The organism is Nocardioides luti (genome assembly GCF_014212315.1).
Classification (GTDB): domain Bacteria; phylum Actinomycetota; class Actinomycetes; order Propionibacteriales; family Nocardioidaceae; genus Nocardioides; species Nocardioides luti.
Genome location: NZ_JACKXE010000001.1, coordinates 3,705,911 through 3,729,646 on the forward strand (window position 1 = coordinate 3,705,911; position 23,736 = coordinate 3,729,646).

Here is a 23,736-nt window from a genome sequence, read left to right on the forward strand (position 1 = left end):
GTCGGTCGGGCGCCGTCGTCGTACGAGCGCGGTGCGGGTCAGCCCTTGACGGCCTTCACGTGCAGCGCGAACGTCTTGTGCTGGTCCTTCGGCTTGCCGCTGCAGGCGAAGGGCTTGGGGTTGTCCGGGAAGCACTTGTAGCGCGTGGACACGTTGGCGATCGTGACCGTCACGCCCCGCACCTTGCGGTGGCTGAAGGGCACCTTGACCTTGCCGTTGCCGGCGCGGCTGAGCTTGACCGTCTTCATGATCGCGGAGCCGTGCTTGCGCGTGACCAGGACGAAGACCTGCGGGGAGGTCTTGCGCGACGGGCCGGCGACCTTGATCCGCAGCTTCCACTTCTTGCTGTGCAGCGTCTTGCCGGGCTTGGCGACGAAGTTGCGCGACGCCAGGTGGTCGATCTTCACGGTGGAGGCGCCGCGACGCAGGCTCTTCTGGAGCTTGAACGACTGCGCGACCTCGGCGCTCGGCCAGGCCCCGCCCTCGGCGTAGTGGCGACCCGGGTGCACGTTGTAGGCGGCGTACCGGGCGAAGACGCGCGGCAGGCCGCCACGCTTGCCGAGCACCGCGGCGATGGCCTTGATGGAGTACTTGTCCGGCGCGCCCTTGTAGGCCGCGGCCTTCTGCCAGGCGGCGCGCACGACGCCGTTGCCGTAGCGGCTGGAGAGGTACTCGAAGAACGTCCAGTTGGCGTACTGGTTGCAGCACGGGCTCCGGAAGCGGTCCAGCGACGACGTCGGGACGGCCATCTGGCCGTAGGGGAGGTACTGGCGGTTGTCGTTGATCTTGTCCGCGAAGCGCTCCTCCATCCAGGTGGCGGTGGCCTCGAGGAACCAGCGGTCGTCGGCGTAGTCGTAGCCGAACTGGATCGCGTGGAAGAACTCGTGGGCCGCGGTGACGCGGAGGCTGGCCTTGGCGGCCTGGCCGCCGAACTGCGCCGGGTTGAAGTCGTTGTCGAGGACGCAGAAGCCGGAGGCGGTGTACTTGCGGTACTTCGGCTTGGCCTCGGGGGCGCAGTAGCCGTAGAGGTTCTTCGCGCCGACGTCCTTGAGGTAGACGTCGAACTTGCGGCTGCCGCCCTTGCCGGCGTCGGTCAGCGGCTTGCGGTAGTTCAGCTTGCCGACCTCGTGCTTCCAGACCTTGTTCATGGTCCGCAGCGAGGTGTTGACCCACTCCATGCTGGGCGGGGCGTCGGTGGTGCTGGTGACGTAGTGCAGGCAGAAGTGCTTCTTGCACTTCTTGGTCGCCGGCACGGTGTAGCCGTCGCCGTACGGGTCGCTGGCGCCCTGGGTCGGGCGGCCGAGGACGCCCTCGGCCTGGCGGCGCTCGTCGGCGTCGAGGTTCGGCAGCGCCTGGTAGAGGTCGACCAGCGCGAGCGTGGCGTCGGGGCGGGCCTGGCCGCCGCGTCCGCCCGCGAGGATCTGCTGGGCCCGCGCGAGCGACCGGTCGGCCTGGCGGGCCGCGACGCTGTCGCCGGCGGCGACGCCCGGCGTCGGCTTGGAGCCCTCGGCCGACGAGATGTCGGCCGGGAGCACGGCGAGGGCCGTGCTCAGTGCCACCAGCGCGGTGGCGATCGTACGACGCATGTGTGTCCCCTTGTGTGTCTGTGGGTGGCCCGCGAGGGGGCCGTCGCGGCGCCCGAGCTGGGCCGCGGAGATGTCCCGAGCCTGCCCCGGACGCTCGTCACCCTAAACCGCCGGGGGGACACCCCTTTCCCACCGGCCCCACGCGTGCGGGCGGTCGGGGACCTGCTGCCGTCAGGAGGTGGCGGAGATCTTCTCGATCAGGGCGGTGGTCGAGATGGCCGGCGTCCGGGCGAGGTAGACGACCTCGCAGACGTCCTCGAACTCGTCGAAGCGGCCCTTCCAGTCGTCGCCCATGACGAGCACGTCGGCGGCGTACTGCTGGATGTAGTCGCGCTTGAGCTCGAGGCTCTCCTCGACGAAGACCTCGTCGACCGGCTTGAGCGCGGCGACGATGGCCAGCCGCTCGGCCTGGCTGAAGACCGGCTCGCGGCCCTTCTTGCGGAGGTTGAGCGCGTCGGCCGAGACCCCGACGACCAAGCGGTCGCCGAGCGCGGCGGCCCGCTCGATCACCCGGAGGTGTCCGACGTGGAAGACGTCGAAGGTGCCGAAGGTGATCACGGTGCGCGACATGCCCGGCATTCTGGCACGGGCGCGGCGCGGGTCCCGAACCCCGGTAGGGGAGAATCGGACGCGATGGCCACCGCGATGATCACCTCCGACCCTGCCGCCGACGAGGTACGCCGTCAGGGGCTGCGCCGGATGCGCACCCTGGCCGTCTCGCTGCTCGGCCTCGCCGCCGTCGTCTACCTGCTCACGCTGGGCCGGGACGGCTTCCTCGGCTTCGTGAACGCGGGTGCCGAGGCCTCGATGGTCGGCGCGATCGCGGACTGGTTCGCGGTGACCGCGCTGTTCAAGCACCCGCTGGGCCTGCCGATCCCGCACACGGCGCTGATCCCGCGGCGCAAGGACGAGCTCGGGCGCGGGCTGCAGGAGTTCGTGGGGGAGAACTTCCTCCAGGAGGACATCATCCGCGAGCGGATGGCGGTGGCGACGATCTCGGCGCGGGTCGGGCGCTGGCTCTCCGACCCGGTCAACGCCCGCCGGGTCGTCGACGAGGCCTCGGAGGTCGCGGCGATCGGCCTCGGCAAGGTCCGCGACGAGCACGTGGTGGACCTGGTCAGCGAGGCGCTCGTGCCGCGCTTCCGCGAGGAGCCGATCTCCCCGCTGCTCGGGGGGCTGCTCGGCGAGATGGTGCACGACGACCTGCACCACGGCCTGGTCGACCTGGCCCTCACCGAGCTGCACGAGTGGCTGCAGGAGAACCCGGACACGGTCGCCCAGATCCTGGGGGAGCGGGCGCCGTGGTGGACGCCCCCGCGGCTCAACGACGCGGTCACGTCCCGGATCAACGTCGAGCTGGTCCGCTGGGTCGGCGACATCCGCGACGACCCGCACCACCACGCCCGCCAGGCCCTCGACTCGATGCTGGCGCAGCTGGCCCGCGACCTCCTCGAGGACCCGGAGACCCAGGAGCGCACCGAGCGGCTCAAGGAGCGGATGCTGGACCACCCGCAGGTCCTCGAGTCCGCGATCTCGCTGTGGAACGCCCTGCGCCGGACCCTCCAGACCTCGCTCACCGACCCGGACGGCGCCGTACGCCGGCGGCTGCTCACCGAGGTCTGCCGCTTCGCGGACCGGCTGCTCGCCGAGGAGGCCCTGCGGGCCCGCCTCGACGGCATCGCCGCGGACGTCGCGGTCTTCGCCGTCGGCCGGTACGGCGACGAGGTCACCGCCGTCATCACGCACACCATCGAGCGCTGGGACGGCAAGGAGGCCGCCCGCCGCATCGAGCTGCACGTCGGCCGCGACCTGCAGTTCATCCGGATCAACGGCACCATCGTCGGCGGGCTCGTGGGCGTCCTGATCCACACGGTGAGCGTGCTGGTCGGTGGTTGAGGAGCTCGCGCAGCAAGCGGAGCCCGGTGGTTGAGGAGCTCGCGCAGCGAGCGTCTCGAAACCACCCGACCGCGACACCCGGTGGTTGAGGAGCTCGCGCAGCGAGCGGAGCCCGGTGGTTGAGGAGCTCGCGCAGCGAGCGTCTCGAAACCACCCCACCGGCACGCCTGCGAGACTGGCCCGGTGACCGAACCCGTGGACGTGCCCATCCGTGACCAGTCGATCCGGCTGGGTCAGTTCCTCAAGCTCGCGAACCTGATCGAGTCGGGCTCCGAGGCCAAGGAGGTCGTCGCGAGCGGCACGGTCCTGGTCAACGGCGAGCCCGAGACGCGGCGCGGCCGCCAGCTGGTGCTCGGGGACGTCGTCACGCTCGGCCCGCAGTCGGCCAAGGTCTCGGACGAGTCGGCCGGGGACGACCTGCCCTGGTGATCGCGACCCCCGGTCGCTTCATCACGGGATGCAGGCGAAGCGCTGCTTCCCACGGCGAATCCACCGTGGGAAGCAGCGCTTCACCGACATCCCGTGATGAAGCAGGTGCCCGTGGGACTCAGGACACCGCGAGCAGGTCGACGACGAAGATCAGCGTCTCGCCGGGCTTGATGACGCCACCGGCGCCACGGTCGCCGTAGCCCAGGTGCGGGGGGATGACGAGCTGGCGGCGGCCGCCGACCTTCATGCCCTGGACGCCCTGGTCCCAGCCGGAGATGACCTGGCCGATGCCGAGGCGGAACTGCAGCGGCTCGCCGCGGTTGTACGACGCGTCGAACTCCTCACCGGTCGAGTGCGCGACCCCGACGTAGTGCACCGAGACGGTGTTGCCGGCGGCGGCCTCGGGGCCGTCGCCCTCGGTCACGTCGGTGACGACCAGGTCGGTCGGCGGCTCGGGGTCGAAGAAGTCGATCTCGGGCTTGTCCATGGGGGTCCTCTCGGTGGGGGTGCCGGGTCCTGCGGATCCCGTGCGGTCGGTCGAGACTAACGAACGCTCAGTCGGCGCTCACCTGGTGGCGGAACCGGTCCCGCTTGGTGTGCAGGTCCCACAGGTGGCCGGCCAGCACGGCCGGGTCCTTCTCGTCGTCGCCCTCGATGATCGCGCCGCCGATGATCAGCTGCGAGACCTGGATGCCCTCCTCACCGAGCACCTCGTGGAGCAGCTCGGCGTAGGCCGCCTGCCCGGCGAAGGCGACCGACGTGCCGGTCACGTTGCGCCCGGGCTTGACCGCCGAGCCACCGTTGACGAAGAGGATCGTGCCGCGGTTCTCGCCGAGGAAGCGCATGCCGGGCAGCACCTGGTGGACGGCCGCGACGGGGCCGTAGATCGAGAACTCGACCGGGCCGACCAGGTCGTCCGGCGTGGTCTCGAGGACGGGCCGCATGAAGTCTTTCTGCGGCAGCGGGCTGTACTGCAGGACCTCGATCGGGCCGAGGGTCTCGGTCACCTGCTCGAGCGCCGCGGCGACCGACTTCGGGTCGCGCACGTCGGCGGTGAAGCCCTTGGCCTGCACGCCCTCCTTGCCGAGGTCGTCGGCCAGCGCGTCGACGCGCGCCTGGTTGCGTGAGATGAGGCCGACGGCGTACCCCTCCGCGCCGAACTTCCGCGCGACGGCTGCGCCGAGACCTGCTCCTGCTCCGATGATCGCAATCGATGTCATACCGGGTCCAAGGACCCGCGGCGCGCGATCATTCCGTCCCGGGCCGGTTCTCACCCGTCCGGGGGAGCCGGGACGCCGAGGGGTGTGGCGACGTGGGGGAGACTCCGGGGCTCAGGTCTGGTGGACGTAGCTGTCGAGCTGGTCGCGCTCGAACTCCAGCTGGTCGATGCGGTGCTTGACGACGTCGCCGATGCTGATGATCCCGGAGATCCGGCCGTCCACGACGACGGGGACGTGGCGGATCCGGCGCTCGGTCATCGTCTTCATCAGGTCGTCGACCAGGCTGGTCTCGTCGCAGGTCTCGACGACGGCGGTCATGATCGACTCGACGGTCGCGTCGAGCACGCCGGCGTCGTCGTGGAGGCGGCGTACGACGTCGCGCTCGCTGACGATGCCGGCGAGGGTCGCACCGTCGGTGCTGACGATCAGGGCGCCGACGTTGTGCTGGGCGAGCAGCGCGATCAGGTCCCGGACCGTGGCGCCGGGCTCGATCGTGATGACGTCGTGGCTGGACTTGGCATGGAGCACGTCGCCGATGCGCATCGCAGGACCTTTCGTAGAGCGGGTCCTCACGAAACTACTCGTGGGTCACCGGGGACGTACAGGCTTCCGCGCCACCGGTTGAGACGCTGCCGCGCCCGAGGCGTGCGTCAGTCCTCGGTGCGGCCGCGCCGCGCGCTGAGGTCGTGCACCGAGCCCGGCCCGGACGGGCGCGAGTCGGGGTCGTCCTCGTCGTCGGGCAGCGAGCCGAGGAACGACAGCGCCGCCTCGTGCAGGTGCCCGTTCGAGGCGAGCGCGTTGCCGCCGAAGGGTCCGTCGGTCCCGTCGAGCGAGGTGAAGCGGCCGCCGGCCTCGCGGACGATGACGTCGAGCGCGGCCATGTCGTAGACCTCGAGCTCGGGCTCCGCGGCCAGGTCGATCGCGCCCTCGGCGAGCAGCATGTAGGACCAGAAGTCGCCGTACGCCCGGGTCCGCCAGCAGCGGCGCGCCAGCGAGAGGAAGTCGTCGAGCCGACCGCGCTCGTCCCAGCCGTGCAGGGAGGCGTAGCTGAAGGACGCGTCCTCCAGGCGGCGTACGTCGGACACCTGGCAGCGGGTCGCCTTGAGCAGCGAGCGGCCGGTCCACGCGCCGTTGCCGACCGACGCCCACCAGCGGCGCTGCAGCTGCGGCGCGGACACGACGCCGAGCACGACCTCCTCGTCGACGACCAGCGAGATCAGCGTGGCCCACACCGGCACCCCGCGGACGAAGTTCTTGGTGCCGTCGATCGGGTCCACGATCCAGCGTCGCTGGCTGTGCCCGCTCGACCCTTGCTCCTCGCCGGTCACGGCGTCGCGCGACCGCACCCGCGACAGCGTCCGCCGGATGCCGTCCTCGACCGCCTGGTCGGCGTCCGTGACCGGCGTCAGGTCGGGCTTGCTCATCACGTGCAGGTCGATCGCCTTGAAGCGGTCGGTCGTGATCGAGTCGGCGTCGTCGGCCAGGACGTGCGCGAGCCGCAGGTCGTCGGTGTAGTCGATCGAGCCGTTCAGGGTGGTTGCCACACGCTCACACTATTCGCACCCGCGCCCGAGCGGCTTCGGGCGACGACACGCGAGCCATCTCGCGGCCGGGGTCGACCTACGTCCGCCGGGTGAAGGCGACCTTCCCGCCGGGGAGCTTGGCCATGTCGTAGGTGGGGTCGTGGGCTCGGGCGTGGTGCTTCGGGCAGAGGAGTCTGCCGTCTTTGAGGTCGGTGTTGCCGCCGTGTGCCCAGGGGTGGTCGTGGTGGGCGTGGCACATGCTGGGTGGCCAGTCGCACCCGTCGGCGGTGCAACCGCCTTGCTGGATGCCGAGGGCCAGGAGCTGGGCTTTCGAGAAGAAGCGGCGGGTGCGGCCGAGGTCGAGGACCTCGGACTTCCCGCCGAGCACGGCCGGGACGATCCCCGCCTCGCAGGCGAGCCGTCGGGCCTGGCTCGCGGTGATCTTGTCGCCGGTGTCCAAGGTGGCGGCCTTCTCGGCACCGAGGAGCGTCTCGAGCGGCATCGTGATCACCACCGTCGCGTTGACGCCGCCGGCGTTGGGGAGGCGGTCGGTGGGGTAGCGCTCGATGAGCTCGCAGAGCGCGGCGCCCAGCCGTTCGGGGTTGGGCTTGCGCTCGATGGTGGCGCCGGCGCCGTGGACGGCGGTCTGGTGCTTGGGGGCGGCGATGCCTTGGAGGATCTTCTTGAGCATCGCTCCTTGGGCGGCCGGGATGGTGAATCTGCCGTGGCAGGCGCCGTGCCCGTCTTCGTTCATGGTGAGGCGCATCCGCTGGCGTGCCTTGCGCTCCTCCTCGTCGAGACGTCGCTGTTCTTCGGCCTCGCCGGCGGCGGGATCGATCACGTCCAGGAGGCCCCGGCCGAGGCGGCGCAGGTCGATCGCGTCGTGATCGGCGGCGAGGTCGACCAGGTGCTTCTCCGCCAGGACCCGGGTCTCGGGGTCGACATCATTCGGGAGGTCGTCGAGTGCGCGGACGATGACCTGGGCCTGCTCTGTCAGGATCGCCCCGGAGGACAAGGCCTGACAGACGACGTGCCAGCGGCCGAGGGCCTCCGCCAGGTGCAGCTTCGCCGCGGTGCTCCGATGCGTCTGGAGCGTCTGGGTCGCCCACCACGCCTGGGTAGAGGTCGCCCCGACGGACGAGCCGACGTCGACCGCGGAGGCATGAACGGCGACCCTGGCTTCGAGCTCGCTGATGCGCGAGGCGAGCCGGGTGAGCTGGATCAGCGTGGCGGCGGCATCGTCGTCCGACATCGACCACACGGGTGCGTCGAGGACGGTGTCGACCTGCTCGTCCATGGCGGCGACGGCACGCGAGATCGCGTGCTGGGGAGCCGTGGTCTGGGAGCTGGTCATGGGGAAAGTCAATCAGGGACCACCGACAATCCAAGGGCCAGAATGAGCCTGATCCACACTCTGAAAGTAAAATATCAGGACAAATGTTCGAACGGTGACCGAAGCGGGCCAGTGGCACCAACGGCAACTCTGAAAGCAACCGCAAGGAGGAGTAGCCCCGGCACCCACGGCAACCACAAAATCCAAAAATCCCCTACAACGGAGCTACGTCCAGGCGCGCACAGGCCGAACCACAGACGGCCTCGAGTCGCGGCAGGGTGGGGTGGTTTCGAGACGGTTGCTAGCGCAACCTCCTCAACCACCGGAGGCGCGCCCTCCTCAACCACCGGAAGGCCCGGACCCGCGTCGCGACCTAGTGGACCGACTCGGTCCGCGCGGTGAGCAGCCGCCGGAACGACGTGACGCGCTCGGGGTCGGCGCGGCCGGCGGCGACGGCCTCGTCGAGGCCGCACTCGGGCTCGTCGGTGCCGTGGGTGCAGCCGCGGGGGCACTCCTCGGTCATCTCGTCGAGGTCGGGGAACGCACCGATCAGGTCCTCGGGCTGCACGTGGGCCAGCCCGAAGGAGCGGATGCCGGGGGTGTCGATGATCCAGCCGCCGCGGCCGTCGCCGAGGTCCGGCAGGGCGAGCATGTACGCCGAGGTGGAGGTGTGCCGACCGCGGCCGGTGACGGCGTTGACGACACCCACGTCGCGCATCGCGGTGGGGACCAGCGCGTTGACCAGGGTGGACTTGCCGACGCCGCTGGAGCCGACCAGCACGCTGGTCCTGTCGCTGATCCGGTCGCGCAGCTCGTCGAGGTTGCCGCCGCGGTGGGTGACGACCCACGGCACGCCGAGGGAGCGGTAGGTCGACAGCAGTGTCTCGGGGTCGGCCAGGTCGGACTTGGTGAGGCAGAGCAGCGGCTGCATCCCGGCGTCGTACGCCGCCACGAGGGCGCGGTCGATGAGCCGGGGCTGGGGGTCGGGGTCGGCCAGGGCGGTCACGACGACCAGCTGCTCGGCGTTGGACACGATCACCCGCTCCACGGGGTCGTCGTCGTCCGCGGTGCGCCGCAGCGTGGTGAGCCGCTCGTTGACCTCGACGATCCGGGCCAGGGTGCCGTCGTCGCCGGAGGTGTCGCCGACGACGCGGACCCGGTCGCCCACGACGACGCCCTTGCGGCCGAGGGGCCGGGCCTTCATCGCCGTGACGACGACGCCGTCCATGAGCAGCGTGTAGCGACCGCGGTCGACGGTGACGACGAACCCCTCCTCGGCGTCGTCGTACGACGGCCGGTCCTTCGTGCGGGGGCGCGTGTGGCGCCGCGGCCGCTCGTAGTGCTCGTGGTCGTGCTCGCCGTAGCGGCCGGTGGTCATCGGCGCGTCCTCACAGCAGCCCCGACCAGAAGCCGGCGAAGTCGGGGAAGGTCTTGCCGGTCGTGGCGACGTTCTCCACGAGCACCCCGTCGACGGCGGCGCCGACGATCACGCCGGCGTGGGCCATCCGGTGGTCGGCGTACGTGTGGAAGACCCCGCCGTGCAGGGGAGCGGGCCGCAGCGACAGGCCGTCCGGGTGCTCGGTGACGTCGGCGCCGAGGGCGCCGAGCTCGGTGGCGAGCGCGGCCAGCCGGTCGGTCTCGTGACCGCGGATGTGGGCGATCCCGCGCAGGTGCGACGGGGAGGTCGCCAGCGCGCAGAGCGCCGCGACGGCCGGGGCGAGCTCGCCGACGTCGTGCAGGTCCTCGTCGACGCCGTGCAGCTCACCGGTGCCGCGGACGGTCAGGCCGGTGTCGTCGAGCGAGACCACGCACCCCATCCGCTCGAGGATGCCGCGCAGCGCGTCCCCGGCCTGGGTGGTGAGCCGCGGCCAGTCGCGCACGGTGACGGAGCCGCCGGAGAGGGCGGCCAGGGCCAAGAAGGGCGCGGCGTTCGAGAGGTCGGGCTCGATGAGGTGGTCGACGGGCTTGACCGGTCCCGGCGCGACCGACCAGCGGTTCGCGTCGGAGTCGTCGACCTCGACGCCGTGCTCGCGGAGCATCGCGACGGTCATGTCGATGTGGGGCAGGGAGGGGACGGGCTTCCCGTCGTGGCGTACGTCGACCCCGCGGTCGTAGCGCGCCCCGGCGAGCAGCAGCGCCGAGATGAACTGCGAGGAGGCCGACGCGTCGACCACCACGAGACCGCCCGGCACGGAGCCGGTGCCCCGCACCGTGAACGGCAGCGTGCCGCGACCGTCGTCGTCGACCGTGACCCCGAGGGCGCGCAGGGCGCCGAGCACCTCGCCGATCGGCCGGGTCCGCATGTGCGGGTCGCCGTCGAAGGCGAACGCCCCGGTCGAGAGCCCGGCCACGGGCGGCACGAAGCGCATGACGGTGCCCGCCAGCCCGCAGTCGACCGCGGCGTCGGCGGACGCCACCCCCGGCGTGACGACCCAGTCCTCGCCGGACGTGTCGACGTGGGAGCCGAGCGAGGTCAGGGCCGCCGCCATCAGGGAGGTGTCCCGCGAGCGCAGGGCGCGGCGTACGACCGACGGCCCGTCGGCCAGCGAGGCCAGCACCAGGGCGCGGTTGGTCAGCGACTTGCTCCCGGGCAGCGTGACCACCGCGTCGACCGGGTGGTCGGCGCGCGGGGCGGGCCAGGGGTCAGCGGGAGGCGTCGTCACCCGCCGAAGACTACCGACGGATCAGCCGACCTTCGCCTTGACCAGCTTGGCCTCCTGGCGCGCGGACGCGGCCAGGTGCTTCGCCTCGCGGCGCGCGTCCTTCGCGAGCCGCCGGCTGCGCCAGGTCACGCCGGGCTTCCCGTCGGTGTCGCCGGAGGCGATCAGCAGGCCACCGAGCATCGAGACGTTCTTGAAGAAGTGGATCCGCTGCTGCGTGCGGGCACCCGCGTCGGGCGCCTCCCAGAAGCGGTGGCCGGCGGCGGTCGTGGGCACCAGCGAGCCGGCGAGGACCAGCGCGGAGAGCCGCGGCGCGCGGCCGGTGGCCAGCGCGAGGCCGGCGACGAGCTGGGCGGCGCCGTTGACGCGGACCAGCGTGGTCGGGTCCGTGGGGATCGGCAGCTGGGGCGCGGCCTTCTTGACCAACGGGACGATCTTGTCGGTCACCGGGGCGGCCGCGGGGGCCATGGCCGGAGCGTTGCGGAGCGCGTTCACCCCGCCGACGACGAACATCGAGGCGAGCATGGGACGGGCGAGGAGTCGGCTGACGGTCATGCCACCTTCTTACCCCATCGACCCCCAGAGGATTCCCCTACGGGGTGAGCACGACGCTGACCCGGTTGTCGGCGGGTGCCGCGTCGGTCGTGCCGTCCGGGGTGACGGTGAAGGTGACCGTGACCCGCTCGTTCTCCGGCACCGCCACGAGGAAGGAGTACGACGCCGGGGTGGACGACACCGAGCAGCTGCCGTGACCGCCGGTGATCGGGCTGCAGCCGCCGTCGGTGGTCACGACCGCGGACTGGTGGTCCGAGTCGACGTCGAGCGTCGCGGTGCTGCCACCGGGCAGCCCGGTGACCTGCACGAGCACCCGCTGCGCGTTGCCGCTGCTGCGGTTCGGGCTGGCCGTCACGGCGAGGTCGGGCTTCCCCGCGGGGGTGTCGGACTGGGGGCTGCCCGTGGTGACCCCCTCCGGGTTGCCCGAGTTGGTCGGGCTGCCGGAGCGGTCGTCGCTCGCCGAGGCGCTCGGGTCGACGCTCGAGACCGCCGGCGCCGGCCCGTCGCTGCCGACGACGCTCGACTGCGGGTCGGCGGGGGCGGGGGAGGCGGAGCGGTCGGCCGGTCCCGACGAGCGGTCGGCGTCCCGGCCGACGCCGGTGTCGGCGCTGGGGGTCGCGCTGACCGGGTCCGTCCCGGCGTCCGAGGGGCGGTCCACCGCGACGAAGACGCTGCCGGCCACGACGGCGCCCGCGGCCACGCCCGCCGCGGCGGTCGCCGGCAGGTTGGCCAGGGCCAGGTCGCGGGCGCGGCCGAGGAGGAAGGCGAGCCCGCCGGTGACGGCCGCGCCGCCCCCGTGCGCGGCGTACGCAGCGCCGGCCGTGCCGAGCAGCAGCGGGGCGAGGACGCCCGACAGCCGCGAGTTGACCTCGGTCAGCTCGAGGTGGATCGCCAGGCAGGAGTGGCACTCGTCGAGGTGCTCCTCGATGCGCCGGGCGTCGCGGCGCGAGAGGCCGGTGCGGACGTAGGCGCCGAGGTGCTCGTGGGTCCAGGCGCACTCGGTGTCCTCGAGCGCGGCCTGGGCGTGCATCGACAGGAAGGCCTGGCGCAGCCCCTCGCGGGCGCGGTAGGCGAGCGCGGAGACGGAGTTCGCGCTCATCCCGAGCAGCGGGGCGACATCGGCGGGCTTCTGGCCCTCGACCTCGGTGTGCCAGAGCACCAGCTGCCAGCGCTCGGGGAGCGAGGCGAAGGCACGGGCGGCGGCGGCGTTCTCGAAGCCCTCGACGGCGGTGTCGCGGAAGGGCACGCCCGGGTCGAACGGCGTGAGGTCGTCGGTGGGGTGCACCCGCGAGGTCGCGCGGATCCGGTCGACGTGCAGCCGGCGCACCGCGGTCAGCAGGTAGGCGCGGAAGGCCAGGTCGGGGCCGCCGCCCCGCTGGAGCACGACGAGCACCTTCGCGAAGGCCTCGGACACCAGGTCGTCGACGTCGGGACCCGGCACCAGCTGGCGTCCGAGGCGGCGCGCGGCCTCGACGTGCCGGGCGTAGAGCTCGCCGTAGGCGTCGACGTCGCCGCCCCGGACGGCCGAGATCAGCTCGGCGTCGCCGGGGCCGTCGATGCGGGACAGCAAGGTGCTCATGTGAGGGTCCAACGGTCGAGGGACGAAAACATGACGGTACCCGCGAAACTCGTCGGCGATGCAGGGCGGCAACCGCGTCACGAAGTCCGGGGTGGTGCGTCACTCAGGCAGGACGACCGTTGGACCGAGGGAGCAAGCCGTGGGGATCTTCGCGACGAGGGCGCGCGCCACGGCCGGCACCGAGGCAGGGGTGGGGCTGTCCGAGGAGCAGCGCCGGGCACTCCCGGCGCGCTTCGAGGCGGTCGGGGAGGCCCTTGCCTCGGGATCGGCGTCCGCGGCGGCCTGTGCCGTCGCCGGCCACGACCTCGCGCACGACGGGGTGTCCCTGGAGGAGGCGCTCGACGGGCTGCGTACGACGGCCCGCACCGTGCTCCGTGCCGAGCCCGCCTTCGGCGACGTGCGCAGCCTCGCCACGGCGTGGAGCGAGGCGGCGCTGACCTACCTCAACCGGCTCTCCTGCGAGGACCCGCTCACCGGTCTCGCCACGCTGGCCCACGTGCGCACCCGGCTCGCCTCGCTCTACCGCGCGGCGGACGACCGGCCGCCCCGGACCACGCACGCGCTGGTCGTCGTCGACCTGCTGGCCGGCGGGCGGGGCGGTCCCGCCGACGTCCTGACCCTCGCGCTGCGCGCGGCGCGGCTCGGCGAGCGGGCCCGGACGGTCTTCCCCGGCCACGAGACGATCGGCCGGATCGGCCCCGTGCGGGTCGTCGTCGTGGCGGACCGCGACGAGCGGCTCGCGCGCCGCGCCGACCTGCTGCGCCGGCTGCTCGAGGGCGTCGAGCGCGACGGGGGCCTGCGGGTCTGGGTCGAGGGCCTGCCGGGCACCGACGCCTCCGCCGGGCTCCTCCTCGACGAGCTCGCCCGCCTGTAGCCCCGCGGTGGCCCGCCGGGGACCGCCGTCTCCCTCTACGCTGGACCTATGTGCGGTCGCTACGCCTCGAGCCGACGCCCCGAGGACCTCGTCGAGGAGTTCGAGGTCGTCGAGAGCCGGGTCGGCGCGCCGCTGGAGGCCGACTACAACGTCGCGCCCACCAAGGAGGTGTACGCCGTCGTCGAGCGGCCGCCCTCCTCCGAGAGCGACGAGCCGCCGCAGCGCCAGCTCCGCGTCCTGACCTGGGGCCTCGTGCCGTCCTGGGCCAAGGACCCCTCGATCGGCAACCGGATGATCAACGCCCGGATGGAGACCGTGGCGGAGAAGCCGGCGTACAAGCGGGCCTTCGCCAAGCGACGCTGCCTGCTGCCCGCCGACGGCTACTTCGAGTGGTACCCCACCTCCCAGCTGACCGCCGCGGGCAAGCCGCGCAAGCAGCCGTTCTTCATCCGGCCGCAGGACCGCGGCATCCTCGCGATGGCCGGGCTCTACGAGATCTGGCGCGACCCCGCGAAGGCCGACGACGACCCGGACCGCTTCCGCTGGACCTGCACGGTGATCACGACCGACGCCGAGGACGCCGTCGGCCACATCCACGATCGGATGCCGCTGATGGTCGAGCGCGACCGCTGGCACGAGTGGCTCGACCCGACCCCGACCGCCCAGGCGTCGCTGCTGGACCTGCTCGTGCCGGCGGCGCCGGGACGGCTCGAGGCCTACCCCGTCTCGACGATGGTCGGCAACGTGCGCAACAACGGCCCCGAGCTGCTCGAGCCGCTGCCGCTGGAGGAGGTCGTCGAATGAGCACCGAGCGCCTGGTCCCGACCCCGCAGGGCGATGCGCGCCTGGTCACCCACCGGGCCCGGCACCCTGCGGTCACGCTGCTGCTCAGCCACGGCGCCGGCAACGGCATCGACACCCGCGACCTCACGGCACTGGCGAGGGCGCTGCCCCGCCACGGGGTGACCGTGGTGCTCCTCGAGCAGCCCTGGAAGGTCGCCGGCCGGAAGATCGCGACCGCGCCCGCCACCCTCGACGAGGCCCTGGTGACGGCGTCCGACCAGCTGCGCGTCCGCACCCCGCTGGTCGTCGGCGGCCGCTCCGCCGGCGCCCGCTCGGCCGCCCGCTGCGCCAAGCGGCTGGGGGCCGTCGGCTGCCTGGCGCTGGCCTTCCCGCTGCACCCGCCGGGCCGTCCCGAGAAGACCCGGCTGCCGGAGCTCCGCGCCGCCGGCGTACCCACCCTCGTCGTGCAGGGCGAGCGCGACACCATGGGCACCCCCGAGGAGTTCCCGGACGGCATCGACCTCGTCGTGGTCCCCGGCGGCGACCACGGGCTCAAGGTCCCGGCCCGCGGCCCGCTGACCCAGGACGACGCGATGGAGATCCTCGTCGAGGCGACGCTGGAGTGGCTGACCCGCGAGGTCACGGGCGGCGGATCGCCCGGGGACGGCCGCGGGAAGGCGCGGGGGAATGGTCCGCGCGGCTGAGGTGTTCTCCTCCCGTGCTAGCCGTTCTGGAACCTCCGACCTCCCGCGTGGGGGAGACCCGACTAAAGTGGGCGTCGATGACTGACTCCCCGATCGGGACGACCGACGAGATCGTCGACCCCGCCACCGAGACCGACGACGAGCGATCGCTGCGCTTCGAGCGCGACGCGCTGCCCTTCCTCGACCAGCTGTACTCCGCCGCGATGCGCATGACGCGCAATCCCGCCGACGCCGAGGACCTGGTCCAGGAGACGTTCGCGAAGGCCTACTCGTCCTTCCACCAGTTCCGCCCGGGCACGAACCTCAAGGCGTGGCTGTACCGCATCCTCACGAACACCTTCATCAACACCTACCGCAAGAAGCAGCGCCAGCCGCAGCAGTCGATGTCCGAGGACGTCGAGGACTGGCAGCTCGCCCGTGCCGAGTCGCACTCCTCCACCGGGCTCCGGTCCGCGGAGATGGAGGCCCTCGAGCACCTGCCCGACTCGCAGGTCAAGGACGCGCTCCAGCGGCTCCCCGAGGAGTTCCGCCTGGCCGTCTACCTCGCCGACGTCGAAGGATTCGCCTACAAGGAGATCGCCGAGATCATGGAGACCCCCATCGGGACCGTGATGTCCCGCCTGCACCGGGGCCGGCGCCAGCTCCGCGACATGCTGTCGGACTACGTCCGCACCAACGACCTGACCCCGGTCGGTCAGCGGAACGGAGGCATCTCGTGAGCCACGACCACCCGCACCCCGACGACGTGTCGGCCAGCGACTGCGCCGACTACCTCGAGCGGATCGTCTACTTCCTCGACAACGAGCTGGACGAGGCCGACTGCTCGGTCGTCCGCGCGCACCTCGACACCTGCAACCCCTGCCTGGAGAAGTACGACCTCCAGCGCACGGTGAAGTCCGTCGTCGCGCGCTCCTGCTCCGAGGCCGCGCCCGACGAGCTGCGCCAGCGCGTGATGCTGCGCATCCGCGAGGTGCAGGTCCGGATCACCGAGGTCTGACCTCCCCGCGGGCGGGCGCCCGCGGAAAGCAACGAGCCCCCGGCCGGATCGGCTGGGGGCTCAGTGCATGTCGCTGTCTGCCGGTGTTCGGCAGCGGCGCGTCGGGGCCTGGACTCAGGCGTTGGGACGCTTGCCGTGGTTGGCCTTGTTCTTCTTGCGCGCGCGGCGCTTGCGACCGGTCTTGCCCATGGTGTCCTCCTCGAATCGGGTGCGACCCGCGAGGGCCAGCGGACAGTCTCTCAAAGGTTGGCGCGGACGGGAAATCCGCCCCCGGGCTCAGAGCCGCGAGAGGAACCGCTCGGCGTCCACGACGACCCGGGTGATCTCGCCGGTGCCGACGACCTTGCCGTTCCCACCGAGGTGCCGGGCGGCGACGGTGAAGCGGTGCAGCCGCCCGTCGACGTACGTCGAGGAGGCGGTGACCTCGACCTCCTGGCCCACGGGGCTGGCCCCGGTGTGCTCGAGGGCGACGCGCGTGCCGACGCTGGTGGCGCCCGCGCCGAGGGTGGGCTCGAGGGCCGCGCAGGTCGCCGCCTCGAGCCAGGCCAGCAGCCGCGGGGTCCCGAGCACCGGCAGGCTGCCGGAGCCGACCGCGGCGGCCGTGTCGTCGTCGGTCACGGTGAAGGTCAAGGTGGCGTCCACGTCACGCTCCGTCCGGGTCGAGGGGCAGGTGGAAGGCGATCAGGGAGACCCCGGGCACGGGGGCCCAGTCGCGCTCGGGGGCACGGCGGAAGCCGAGCCGTCCGTAGAGGCGGTGCGCCCCGGCCATGTCCTCCAGGCTCGAGAGCACCACGGCGGTCGCGCCCTGCTCGCGTGCCCGGTCCACCGCGAGCCGCGCGAGGGCCTCGCCCACCCCGCTGCCCTGGGCGGTCGGCGCGACCGACAGCATCCGGAACTCGCCCTCGTGCGGCCCGGCCAGCTCGCGCCAGGGCGACCCGGGTGGGCACACGGTGACGGTGCCCAGCACCGCGCCGTCCTCCTCGGCCACCCACAGCTCCGCCTCGCGGTCGCGGGTCGCGGTGTCGCGGAGCCGGGCGACGTAGGGGTCGGTGGGGCCGAGCGTGAACGGCTCGTACGCCGCCACGGTCACCTCGCCGGCGGCCTCCAGGTCGTCGGTCGTCGCCCGTCGCAGCCGCACCGCTCAGATCCCGAAGGTGCTGCGCGGGTAGGCCGCCTCGACGTCGGTGATCACGTTGACGAGGTAGGGCACGTTCGCCTCGAACGCACGGTCGATCGCCCCGCCGATCTGGCGCGGGTCGGTCACGGTCTCGCCGGCGCCGCCGAGGGCGCGGACCACCTCGTCGTACGCCGTGCGCGGCGCGAGGTCGGCGGCGACGTCGTAGCCGTAGAGCATCTGCATGGGGCCCTTCTCCAGGCCCCAGGCGGAGTTGTTGCCCATCACCATGACCACCGGCAGGTCGTGGCGCACCAGGGTGTCGACGTCCATGAGGGAGAAGCCGGCGGCCCCGTCGCCGAGCAGCAGCACCACCTGGGCGGACGGACGGGCGATCCGGGCGGCGATCGCGCCGCCGAGACCGGCGCCGAGGCAGCCGTAGGGCCCGGGGTCGAGCCAGCCGCCGGGGCGCTTGGGCTCGACGTACTTCCCGGCGAAGCTGACGAAGTCGCCGCCGTCGCCGATGACCACCGCGTCGTCGGCCAGCCGGGGGACCAGCTCGCCGTAGATCCGGGCCGGGTGGATGGGGTCGGCCTCGGCGCCGAGCAGGGCCAGGTCGCGCTCCACGGCACCCGCGACGGTGTCCTGGAGGTCGCGGACCCAGGCCGCCCAGTCGGGCCGGCGCTGCGAGCCCTCGACCGCGGTCTGCAGCGCGTCGATGACGGCGGTCAGGTCGCCGGAGACCGCCGAGGCCAGGGTGGCGTGGGTCGAGAGCTGGCCGGGGGAGTCGGCGACGTGCACGACCTGGGCGGGCGCGGCCCCGTCCTTGCCGCCGAAGACGCCGTAGCCGAGCCGGAAGTCGAGCGGGGTGCCGACCACGACGACCAGGTCGCTGCCGCCGAGGGCGGCCCCGCGGGCCTTGGTCACGAGCAGCGGGTGCCCACCGGGGACGACGCCACGACCCATGCCGTTGGTGATGGTCGGGATGCCCAGCGCCTCGACGAAGCGGAGCGCGGCCTCCTCGGCGCCGTCGGCCCACACGTCGGTGCCGAGGATGAGCACCGGCCGGGCGGCCTGGACGAGCAGGTTCGCGATCTCGGCGACCTTGTCGAGGTCCGGCTCCGCGCCGCGCCGGCGGGAGCCCGACGGGGCGGGGCCGGAGGAGGAGGCGAAGAACTCGTCCATCGGCACGTCCACGAAGACCGGCCCGCGGTGCGAGGACCCGGCCGCCGTGAACGCCTCGTCCATCCCGCCGAGCACGTCACCGGCGGTGTGGAGGGTCTTCGCGAGCTTGGAGACCGACTGCACGATCGGCGGCTGGTCGAGCTCCTGCAGGCTGCCGCTGCCCCAGCGGTTGGCCGGGGCCCGGCCGCCGACGACGACCATCGGGGAGCCGGCGAACTGCGCCTGGGCGATCGCGCTGACGCCGTTGGTGACGCCGGGGCCCGCCGTCAGCACGGCCAGCCCAGGGACCCGCGTCAGCTTGCCGGTCGCCTCGGCGGCGAAGGCGGCCGTCTGCTCGTGGCGCACGTCGAGCAGGCGCATCGGCGGGTCGGCCTTCACCGCCCCGTCGTACATCGGGAAGACGTGCGCGCCGGACAGCGTGAACATCGTCTCGACGCCGTGCGCCCGGGCGACGGCCACCGCGAGCTGGCCCGCGTGACCGCTGACCTCCCCGGGGGCGGGGGTGGGGGCGTCGGTCCCGGGGGTGCTGTCGGGGCCGGGCGTGGTCGGGTCGGCGTCGCTCATGTCCGCAGGCTACCCACAGGTAGCCGTCGGGCGGCTCACTCGAAAGGGCGCAGGTGGTCCGGGTTCGTGCGCCGGAGCGCGTCGACCAGGACCAGGAGCAGGTCGGAGCGGACGGCGGGCGGCTTCGGGCCCAGCGACAGCTGGAGGTAGAGCGCCCGCAGGAACGCCTCGGCGTTGCCGCCGAGGAGGAACGGGTCGCGGTCGTCGTACGACGCGCGGATGCCGGCGGTCGCCGCGATCCGGGCGATCCACGGCTCCAGCACGGTCAGCGGGACCTGGTTGCGGCGCAGCACCTTCATCGTCGCGCGGGCCAGCCGGTCCGGCTCGCCGGAGGTCCAGAGCCGCTCCACGGGGAGCAGCAACCGGTCGGCGACCACGTCGAGGAGCACCGTGAGCTCGGGGACGGACAGGTGGGGGGACTCCGCCAGCGTGCCGAGCGCGTCGGCGCCGTGGGCGATCGCGTGCGCCCAGCCCTTGCCGGGCACGAAGCCGCGGTGGTCCTGCTCGCGCAGCAGCCAGGTCGCGATCCGGTCGCCCCAGTCGAGGATGGTGCCGCCGGGCAGCAGCGGACGGCCGTTGTCGCGGTGGATGCACTCGGCCAGCACGAGCGAGGAGGAGCTGCGGCGGAAGACCGAGTCGGTGCCGTTCTCGCCGATGCCGACCTGCAGGCCGGCGGCCATGCCGTCGCCCAGCCCGCGCAGGAGGTCGTCGTAGACGCCGCGGTCGACCCAGGTCGCGAGGGTGGGGTACGCCGTGCCGTCGCGCAGCGCCGGGTCCGGGGAGCCGAGCATCGAGGTCAGCTCGGCGGTGAGGTCGTCGAGGGGACGGTCCGACGGGACGGCGAGCCCGTCGGAGTGGACCTGCTTCCAGTACGACCCCGACATGGCCCCCATCTTGCCAAACTCGGCGGACGCCACGCCCGGGCCCCCGGTGTGACCTCTACCCTGACGGTGTGCCGTCCCTCAGCGAGCTCGTCCGCAGCCACACGGACCTCGTGGACGAGGACGTCGCCTGGCTCCAGCTGCTGCAGGCGGACTGGCAGATCATCGCCGACCTGAGCTTCGCGGACCTCGTGCTGTGGATCCCCGACCGCGAGGGCAAGGGGTTCTGGGCGGGCGGCCAGATGCGCCCGACCACCGGCCCGACGGCGTACGTCGACGACGTGATCGGCACCTTCGTGCCGATCGGTCGCCGGCCGATGCTGGACGCGGCGTACGAGCAGGGCCGCCTGGTGCGCGAGGGCGATCCCGAGTGGCGCGACGACGTGCCGGTGCGGGTCGAGACGATCCCGGTCCGGCGGGCCGGCCGGGTGATCGCGGTGGTGGCGAGGAACACCAACCTGCTCGGCGTCCGCACCCCGAGCCGTCTCGAGCTGTCCTACCTGCAGACCGCCGCGGACCTCACCCAGATGATCGCCCAGGGCCACTTCCCGGGCGGGGGCCAGCGCAGCGACCACGCCGACTCGCCCCGCGTCGGCGACGGCTTCCTGCGGGTCGACGCCGGCGGCCGGGTCGTCTACGCGAGCCCGAACGCGCTGTCGGTCTACCGTCGCCTCGGCCTGTCCGGCGACCTCGCCGGGCTCGGCCTGGCCGAGCTGACCCGGGAGCTGGTCCCGCCGCGACGGCGCCCCGACGAGGAGACGCTCAGCGCGGTCCTCGGGGGCCGGGCCCACCTCGACACCGAGCTGGGCACCGACGACGCGTCGCTGATCGTCCGGGCGATCCCGCTGCGGCCGCAGGGCGAGCACATCGGCGCGCTGATCCTGGTGCGCGACGTCACCGACCTGCGGCGCCGCGACCGCGAGCTCGTCACCAAGGACGCCACCATCCGCGAGATCCACCACCGCGTGAAGAACAACCTGCAGACCGTCGCCGCGCTGCTGCGCCTGCAGGCCCGCCGGATGGACTCGGAGTCGGCCCGCTCGGCCCTCGAGGAGGCGGTGCGCCGCGTCGGGACGATCGCGATCGTGCACGAGACGCTGAGCCAGGCCGTCGAGGAGCACGTCGACTTCGACGACGTCGCCGACCGGCTCGGCCGGATGGTGACCGAGGTGAGTGCCGTCGGCAGCCGGGTCCGGGTGCGCCGCGAGGGCCGGTTCGGCGTGCTCAGCTCCGAGGTGGCCACGGCCCTGGCGATGGTGCTCACCGAGACGCTCCAGAACGCCGTCGAGCACGGCTACGACCCGGAGGACCTCGCGGGCCAGGGAGCCACGGGGGAGATCGTCGTGACGGTGGACCGGCGCGTGGGCCGCCTGCACCTGACGATCGCCGACGACGGGCACGGGCTGCCCGACGGCTTCGACCTCGACGGGTCGATGAACCTCGGGCTGTCGATCGTGCGCACGCTCGTGGAGTCCGAGCTGGGGGGCCAGCTCGGACTCGGAGCGGTGGTGGACGGCCCGGGCACCCGGGTCGTCATCGACGTCCCCGTGGAGTGAGGCCCGCGGACGGGGCCGCCACGAGACGTCGGGTCGGTCAGTCGGGGGTCGGGTCGGTCTAGGCCGTGCGGACGCGGGAGCGGGCGTTGCGGCGCTTGAGCGCGCGGCGCTCGTCCTCGCTGAGGCCGCCCCACACGCCGTGGTCCTGACCAGCCTCGAGCGCCCACGCGAGGCACTGCTCGCGCACCTCGCAGCGACGGCACACCTGCTTGGCCTCCTCGATCTGGAGGATGGCCGGACCGGTGTTGCCGATCGGGAAGAACAGTTCCGGGTCCTCGTCGAGGCAGGCGGAACGGTGGCGCCAATCCATGGCTGGGGAATCCCTCATCTCTACAACGTCGTGCAGGGCGGCGATGGCCGGCCTGCGGGCGCGCGCGTGGGCACGACGGAAGTTACCCGTGTGAACCCGTTCACGAGGCGCATCGACAAGCGTGGCAACTATTGGACCGTTAAACAACCCCAAACGACCGGTGGGTTTCGTCATGCGCGTCACACGGGCGTAACACGGGGTCGGCGCCACGGCGGCCCGGGCCCGGACGCCGACTAGCCTAGCCGCCGTGAGCACCCGTCGACCGGACCGTCCCGCACCCCTCGTCGTCGCGGCCAGCCTGGTCGGCGTCGAGGGCGGCCTGCTGCTGCTCTTCGCCGTCCTCGAGCTGGGCAACCTGACCTCCGAGCGGGTCACGATGGGCCTGTCCACGGCCGTTTTCTTCCTGGCCTGCGGGGCGGCACTGCTCGTCTGTGCGGCCGCCGTCGGGCGCGGCCACTCGTGGGCGCGGAGCCCGATCGTGCTCGCCCAGCTGATCCAGCTCGGCATGGCCTGGAGCTTCCGCGGCGGCAGCACGACGGGGGTCGCGGTGGCCCTGGCGGTCGTCGCGGTCGTCGTCGTCGCCGGCCTGCTGCACCCGGCGAGCATCGCGGCGCTCGACGACGACCCGGTCTAGCGCGGCGGGCCGCCCGCGGCACCCGCCCTGGCTAGCGGGCTTCGTCCAGCGAGGTCCGCAGCTGGTCCAGGGTGCGGTTGAGCAGCCGGGAGACGTGCATCTGCGAGACGCCGATCTCCTCGGCGATCTGCGACTGGGTCATGTTCTTGAAGAAGCGCAGCAGCAGGATCTTCTTCTCCCGCGGCTCGAGCCGGTCGAGGAGCGGCTTGATGGACTCACGGATCTCCACGTGCTCGAGCCCGGCGTCCTCGACCCCGAGGGCGTCGAGCATGGTCGCGGCGCCGTCGTCGTGGTCGTCGCTGGCGTCCAGCGAGAGCGTGGAGTAGGCGTTGCTCGACTCGATGCCCTCGACGATCTCCTCGACCGTGCAGCCGATGGCGTGGGCGAGCTCGCGGGGCGTGGGGGAGCGGCCGAGGCTCTGGGTGAGCTCGGCGGTCGCGGCGCCGATCTGCATCCGCAGCTCCTGGAGCCGGCGGGGGACCCGGATCGCCCAACCCTTGTCGCGGAAGTAGCGCTTGATCTCGCCGATGATCGTCGGGGTGGCGTACGTCGAGAACTCGACGCCGCGGTCGGTGTCGAAGCGGTCGACCGACTTGATCAGGCCGATGGTGCCGACCTGCACGAGGTCCTCGAACGGCTCGCCGCGGTTGCGGAACCGTCGGGCGCAGTGCTCGACCAGCGGGAGGTGCAGGTGGACGAGGGAGTCCCGGGCCGTCTCGCGACTGGCCTCGGGTGCGTTCTCGTCACGGAACTGCCCGAACAGTTCCGCGCTGCGTCGTCGGGTGGCTTCGACCCCCGTCAGGACTTCCGGCGTGCTGCCGTCGTCCTGCGTCGTGTCCCCGAACATCTCAGAGGCCCGCCCCCAGGTGACCGGGCACCATCGTGAGGCTGACGGAGAAGACGCCGTCGCCGGCCGTCGCCTCCGCGCTCGTGGCCAGGGTGGTCAGCACCTGCCACGCGAAGCTGTCGTAGTCGGGCGCGGGGATCGCGCTCGTGGAGGTCACGCCGAGCGCGACCGTGAGCTCGCCGGGCCGCAGGTAGAAGCGGCACAGCAGGTCGCCCTCGGGGTCGGCCTCGGGCAGCACCATCGCGCTGGCCTCGCCGACCGCGATGCGCAGGTCCTCGATGTCGTCGATGGGGAAGTCGAGGCGGGCTGCGAGGCCGGCCGTGGTCGTGCGCAGCACGGACACGTAGGCGCCGTCGGCGGGGAGCCGGAGCTCGACGTCCGCACGGTCGCCCGGGTGGTCAGGGGCGGGCCCGGTCACTGACATGTAGCCGTCCTTCGTCGGGGTGGTCGCCGGAAACAGTAGTGGGGGTCGGTCCCCGGGTGCTGCACCCGGCGACCGACCCCCA

28 protein-coding genes are annotated in these 23,736 nt (G+C 72.7%); 9 read left to right on the forward strand and 19 right to left on the reverse strand.

Annotated elements, in window-relative coordinates; all coding sequences use genetic code 11:
• Positions 1-38 precede the first annotated feature (38 nt).
• Positions 39-1,586 (reverse strand): MXAN_6640 family putative metalloprotease, encoded by a 1,548-nt coding sequence (locus H5V45_RS17600; RefSeq protein WP_185254129.1) that lies wholly within the window; start codon positions 1,584-1,586, stop codon positions 39-41.
• A gap of 171 nt (positions 1,587-1,757) precedes the next feature.
• Complete coding sequence (locus H5V45_RS17605) at positions 1,758-2,156, reverse strand: FAD synthase family protein (RefSeq protein ID WP_185254130.1); 399 nt, start codon at positions 2,154-2,156, stop codon at positions 1,758-1,760.
• 63 nt (positions 2,157-2,219) lie between these two features.
• Here H5V45_RS17605 and H5V45_RS17610 point away from each other — a divergent pair, with 63 nt between their 5' ends.
• Together H5V45_RS17610 and H5V45_RS17615 are read left to right on the forward strand one after the other, a co-directional pair.
• Positions 2,220-3,482, forward strand: a complete 1,263-nt coding sequence (locus H5V45_RS17610; RefSeq protein WP_185254131.1) for a DUF445 domain-containing protein — start codon at positions 2,220-2,222, stop codon at positions 3,480-3,482.
• Between the two features lie 183 nt (positions 3,483-3,665).
• On the forward strand, positions 3,666-3,911 hold the full coding sequence (locus tag H5V45_RS17615) for an RNA-binding S4 domain-containing protein (protein ID WP_185254132.1): 246 nt from the start codon (positions 3,666-3,668) through the stop codon (positions 3,909-3,911).
• A gap of 118 nt (positions 3,912-4,029) precedes the next feature.
• Here H5V45_RS17615 and H5V45_RS17620 read toward each other — a convergent pair whose 3' ends face one another.
• From H5V45_RS17620 to H5V45_RS17660, 9 genes are all read right to left on the reverse strand, one after another.
• Positions 4,030-4,398 (reverse strand): FKBP-type peptidyl-prolyl cis-trans isomerase, encoded by a 369-nt coding sequence (locus H5V45_RS17620; protein ID WP_185254133.1) that lies wholly within the window; start codon positions 4,396-4,398, stop codon positions 4,030-4,032.
• A 67-nt stretch (positions 4,399-4,465) separates the two neighbouring features.
• Positions 4,466-5,131: an SDR family NAD(P)-dependent oxidoreductase gene (locus H5V45_RS17625; RefSeq protein WP_185254134.1), complete on the reverse strand. Its 666-nt coding sequence runs from the start codon at positions 5,129-5,131 to the stop codon at positions 4,466-4,468.
• A 111-nt stretch (positions 5,132-5,242) separates the two neighbouring features.
• The gene (locus H5V45_RS17630) at positions 5,243-5,674 is read right to left on the reverse strand and encodes a CBS domain-containing protein (protein ID WP_185254135.1); all 432 of its coding nucleotides are present in this window, start codon (positions 5,672-5,674) and stop codon (positions 5,243-5,245) included.
• A gap of 107 nt (positions 5,675-5,781) precedes the next feature.
• Entirely contained in the window at positions 5,782-6,675 is an 894-nt protein-coding gene (locus H5V45_RS17635) for an inositol monophosphatase family protein (protein ID WP_425491452.1), read from the reverse strand.
• Positions 6,676-6,751: 76 nt separating this feature from the next.
• Positions 6,752-8,008 carry an HNH endonuclease signature motif containing protein gene (locus H5V45_RS17640; protein ID WP_185254136.1) on the reverse strand — a complete coding sequence of 419 codons (1,257 nt, stop codon included), beginning with the start codon at positions 8,006-8,008 and terminating at the stop codon, positions 6,752-6,754.
• A 352-nt stretch (positions 8,009-8,360) separates the two neighbouring features.
• Positions 8,361-9,365: a ribosome small subunit-dependent GTPase A gene (gene rsgA / locus H5V45_RS17645; RefSeq protein WP_185254137.1), complete on the reverse strand. Its 1,005-nt coding sequence runs from the start codon at positions 9,363-9,365 to the stop codon at positions 8,361-8,363.
• A gap of 10 nt (positions 9,366-9,375) precedes the next feature.
• Positions 9,376-10,650 (reverse strand): 3-phosphoshikimate 1-carboxyvinyltransferase, encoded by a 1,275-nt coding sequence (gene aroA / locus H5V45_RS17650; protein ID WP_185254138.1) that lies wholly within the window; start codon positions 10,648-10,650, stop codon positions 9,376-9,378.
• A gap of 21 nt (positions 10,651-10,671) precedes the next feature.
• Entirely contained in the window at positions 10,672-11,202 is a 531-nt protein-coding gene (locus tag H5V45_RS17655) for a DoxX family protein (RefSeq protein WP_185254139.1), read from the reverse strand.
• A 37-nt stretch (positions 11,203-11,239) separates the two neighbouring features.
• On the reverse strand, positions 11,240-12,781 hold the full coding sequence (locus tag H5V45_RS17660) for a sigma-70 family RNA polymerase sigma factor (RefSeq protein WP_185254140.1): 1,542 nt from the start codon (positions 12,779-12,781) through the stop codon (positions 11,240-11,242).
• A 139-nt stretch (positions 12,782-12,920) separates the two neighbouring features.
• Between H5V45_RS17660 and H5V45_RS17665 the strand changes: the two genes are divergently transcribed.
• The 5 genes from H5V45_RS17665 to rsrA all read left to right on the forward strand — a co-directional run bounded on the left by H5V45_RS17665 (position 12,921) and on the right by rsrA (position 16,139).
• Positions 12,921-13,655 (forward strand): hypothetical protein, encoded by a 735-nt coding sequence (locus H5V45_RS17665; RefSeq protein ID WP_185254141.1) that lies wholly within the window; start codon positions 12,921-12,923, stop codon positions 13,653-13,655.
• Between the two features lie 48 nt (positions 13,656-13,703).
• Positions 13,704-14,459 carry an SOS response-associated peptidase gene (locus H5V45_RS17670; protein ID WP_185254142.1) on the forward strand — a complete coding sequence of 252 codons (756 nt, stop codon included), beginning with the start codon at positions 13,704-13,706 and terminating at the stop codon, positions 14,457-14,459.
• Complete coding sequence (locus tag H5V45_RS17675; RefSeq protein ID WP_185254143.1) at positions 14,456-15,142, forward strand: alpha/beta hydrolase family protein; 687 nt, start codon at positions 14,456-14,458, stop codon at positions 15,140-15,142. The genes H5V45_RS17670 and H5V45_RS17675 overlap by 4 nt, the downstream gene beginning before the upstream one ends.
• A 77-nt stretch (positions 15,143-15,219) precedes the next feature.
• Positions 15,220-15,861, forward strand: a complete 642-nt coding sequence (locus tag H5V45_RS17680; protein WP_185254144.1) for a sigma-70 family RNA polymerase sigma factor — start codon at positions 15,220-15,222, stop codon at positions 15,859-15,861.
• Complete coding sequence (rsrA, locus tag H5V45_RS17685) at positions 15,858-16,139, forward strand: mycothiol system anti-sigma-R factor (RefSeq protein WP_185254145.1); 282 nt, start codon at positions 15,858-15,860, stop codon at positions 16,137-16,139. The genes H5V45_RS17680 and rsrA overlap by 4 nt, the downstream gene beginning before the upstream one ends.
• A gap of 114 nt (positions 16,140-16,253) precedes the next feature.
• Here rsrA and H5V45_RS22910 read toward each other — a convergent pair whose 3' ends face one another.
• From H5V45_RS22910 to H5V45_RS17705, 5 genes are all read right to left on the reverse strand, one after another.
• Positions 16,254-16,328: a 50S ribosomal protein bL37 gene (locus H5V45_RS22910; protein WP_372727394.1), complete on the reverse strand. Its 75-nt coding sequence runs from the start codon at positions 16,326-16,328 to the stop codon at positions 16,254-16,256.
• 87 nt (positions 16,329-16,415) lie between these two features.
• Positions 16,416-16,781 (reverse strand): thioesterase family protein, encoded by a 366-nt coding sequence (locus H5V45_RS17690; protein ID WP_343061612.1) that lies wholly within the window; start codon positions 16,779-16,781, stop codon positions 16,416-16,418.
• Between the two features lies 1 nt (position 16,782).
• Positions 16,783-17,277 carry a GNAT family N-acetyltransferase gene (locus H5V45_RS17695; protein WP_185254146.1) on the reverse strand — a complete coding sequence of 165 codons (495 nt, stop codon included), beginning with the start codon at positions 17,275-17,277 and terminating at the stop codon, positions 16,783-16,785.
• 3 nt (positions 17,278-17,280) lie between these two features.
• The gene (locus tag H5V45_RS17700) at positions 17,281-19,002 is read right to left on the reverse strand and encodes an acetolactate synthase (protein ID WP_185254147.1); all 1,722 of its coding nucleotides are present in this window, start codon (positions 19,000-19,002) and stop codon (positions 17,281-17,283) included.
• Positions 19,003-19,037: 35 nt separating this feature from the next.
• The gene (locus tag H5V45_RS17705) at positions 19,038-19,895 is read right to left on the reverse strand and encodes a DUF2785 domain-containing protein (protein WP_343061613.1); all 858 of its coding nucleotides are present in this window, start codon (positions 19,893-19,895) and stop codon (positions 19,038-19,040) included.
• A gap of 59 nt (positions 19,896-19,954) precedes the next feature.
• Between H5V45_RS17705 and H5V45_RS17710 the strand changes: the two genes are divergently transcribed.
• On the forward strand, positions 19,955-21,439 hold the full coding sequence (locus H5V45_RS17710; protein ID WP_185254148.1) for a histidine kinase N-terminal domain-containing protein: 1,485 nt from the start codon (positions 19,955-19,957) through the stop codon (positions 21,437-21,439).
• Between the two features lie 58 nt (positions 21,440-21,497).
• Here the strand turns inward: H5V45_RS17710 and H5V45_RS17715 are convergent, their stop codons facing one another.
• A complete protein-coding gene (locus tag H5V45_RS17715; protein WP_085873022.1) occupies positions 21,498-21,749 on the reverse strand; it encodes a WhiB family transcriptional regulator in 252 nt (83 codons plus the stop codon).
• Positions 21,750-21,996: 247 nt separating this feature from the next.
• On the opposite strand from H5V45_RS17715, the gene H5V45_RS17720 reads away from it, so the two are divergent.
• On the forward strand, positions 21,997-22,383 hold the full coding sequence (locus tag H5V45_RS17720) for a hypothetical protein (RefSeq protein ID WP_185254149.1): 387 nt from the start codon (positions 21,997-21,999) through the stop codon (positions 22,381-22,383).
• A gap of 31 nt (positions 22,384-22,414) precedes the next feature.
• Here the strand turns inward: H5V45_RS17720 and H5V45_RS17725 are convergent, their stop codons facing one another.
• Positions 22,415-23,230: an RNA polymerase sigma factor SigF gene (locus H5V45_RS17725; RefSeq protein ID WP_185254150.1), complete on the reverse strand. Its 816-nt coding sequence runs from the start codon at positions 23,228-23,230 to the stop codon at positions 22,415-22,417.
• Between the two features lies 1 nt (position 23,231).
• Positions 23,232-23,654, reverse strand: coding sequence for an ATP-binding protein (locus H5V45_RS17730; RefSeq protein WP_185254151.1), 423 nt, complete (start codon positions 23,652-23,654; stop codon positions 23,232-23,234).
• Positions 23,655-23,736: the final 82 nt, after the last annotated feature.

Excerpts from the sequence above, each read along its gene's own strand:
- H5V45_RS17625 (WP_185254134.1), bottom strand. The coding sequence starts at position 5,131 with ATGACATCGATTGCGATCATCGGAGCAGGAGCAGGTCTCGGCGCAGCC.
- rsgA (WP_185254137.1), bottom strand. The coding sequence starts at position 9,365 with ATGACCACCGGCCGCTACGGCGAGCACGACCACGAGCACTACGAGCGG.
- H5V45_RS17640 (WP_185254136.1), bottom strand. The coding sequence starts at position 8,008 with ATGACCAGCTCCCAGACCACGGCTCCCCAGCACGCGATCTCGCGTGCC.
- H5V45_RS17600 (WP_185254129.1), bottom strand. The coding sequence starts at position 1,586 with ATGCGTCGTACGATCGCCACCGCGCTGGTGGCACTGAGCACGGCCCTC.
- H5V45_RS17680 (WP_185254144.1), top strand. The coding sequence starts at position 15,220 with ATGACTGACTCCCCGATCGGGACGACCGACGAGATCGTCGACCCCGCC.
- H5V45_RS17730 (WP_185254151.1), bottom strand. The coding sequence starts at position 23,654 with ATGTCAGTGACCGGGCCCGCCCCTGACCACCCGGGCGACCGTGCGGAC.
- H5V45_RS17700 (WP_185254147.1), bottom strand. The coding sequence starts at position 19,002 with ATGAGCGACGCCGACCCGACCACGCCCGGCCCCGACAGCACCCCCGGG.
- H5V45_RS17725 (WP_185254150.1), bottom strand. The coding sequence starts at position 23,230 with ATGTTCGGGGACACGACGCAGGACGACGGCAGCACGCCGGAAGTCCTG.
- H5V45_RS17675 (WP_185254143.1), top strand. The coding sequence starts at position 14,456 with ATGAGCACCGAGCGCCTGGTCCCGACCCCGCAGGGCGATGCGCGCCTG.
- H5V45_RS17670 (WP_185254142.1), top strand. The coding sequence starts at position 13,704 with ATGTGCGGTCGCTACGCCTCGAGCCGACGCCCCGAGGACCTCGTCGAG.
- H5V45_RS17715 (WP_085873022.1), bottom strand. The coding sequence starts at position 21,749 with ATGGATTGGCGCCACCGTTCCGCCTGCCTCGACGAGGACCCGGAACTG.
- H5V45_RS17630 (WP_185254135.1), bottom strand. The coding sequence starts at position 5,674 with ATGCGCATCGGCGACGTGCTCCATGCCAAGTCCAGCCACGACGTCATC.
- H5V45_RS17605 (WP_185254130.1), bottom strand. The coding sequence starts at position 2,156 with ATGTCGCGCACCGTGATCACCTTCGGCACCTTCGACGTCTTCCACGTC.
- H5V45_RS17655 (WP_185254139.1), bottom strand. The coding sequence starts at position 11,202 with ATGACCGTCAGCCGACTCCTCGCCCGTCCCATGCTCGCCTCGATGTTC.
- H5V45_RS17610 (WP_185254131.1), top strand. The coding sequence starts at position 2,220 with ATGGCCACCGCGATGATCACCTCCGACCCTGCCGCCGACGAGGTACGC.
- H5V45_RS17660 (WP_185254140.1), bottom strand. The coding sequence starts at position 12,781 with ATGAGCACCTTGCTGTCCCGCATCGACGGCCCCGGCGACGCCGAGCTG.
- H5V45_RS17620 (WP_185254133.1), bottom strand. The coding sequence starts at position 4,398 with ATGGACAAGCCCGAGATCGACTTCTTCGACCCCGAGCCGCCGACCGAC.
- H5V45_RS17705 (WP_343061613.1), bottom strand. The coding sequence starts at position 19,895 with ATGGGGGCCATGTCGGGGTCGTACTGGAAGCAGGTCCACTCCGACGGG.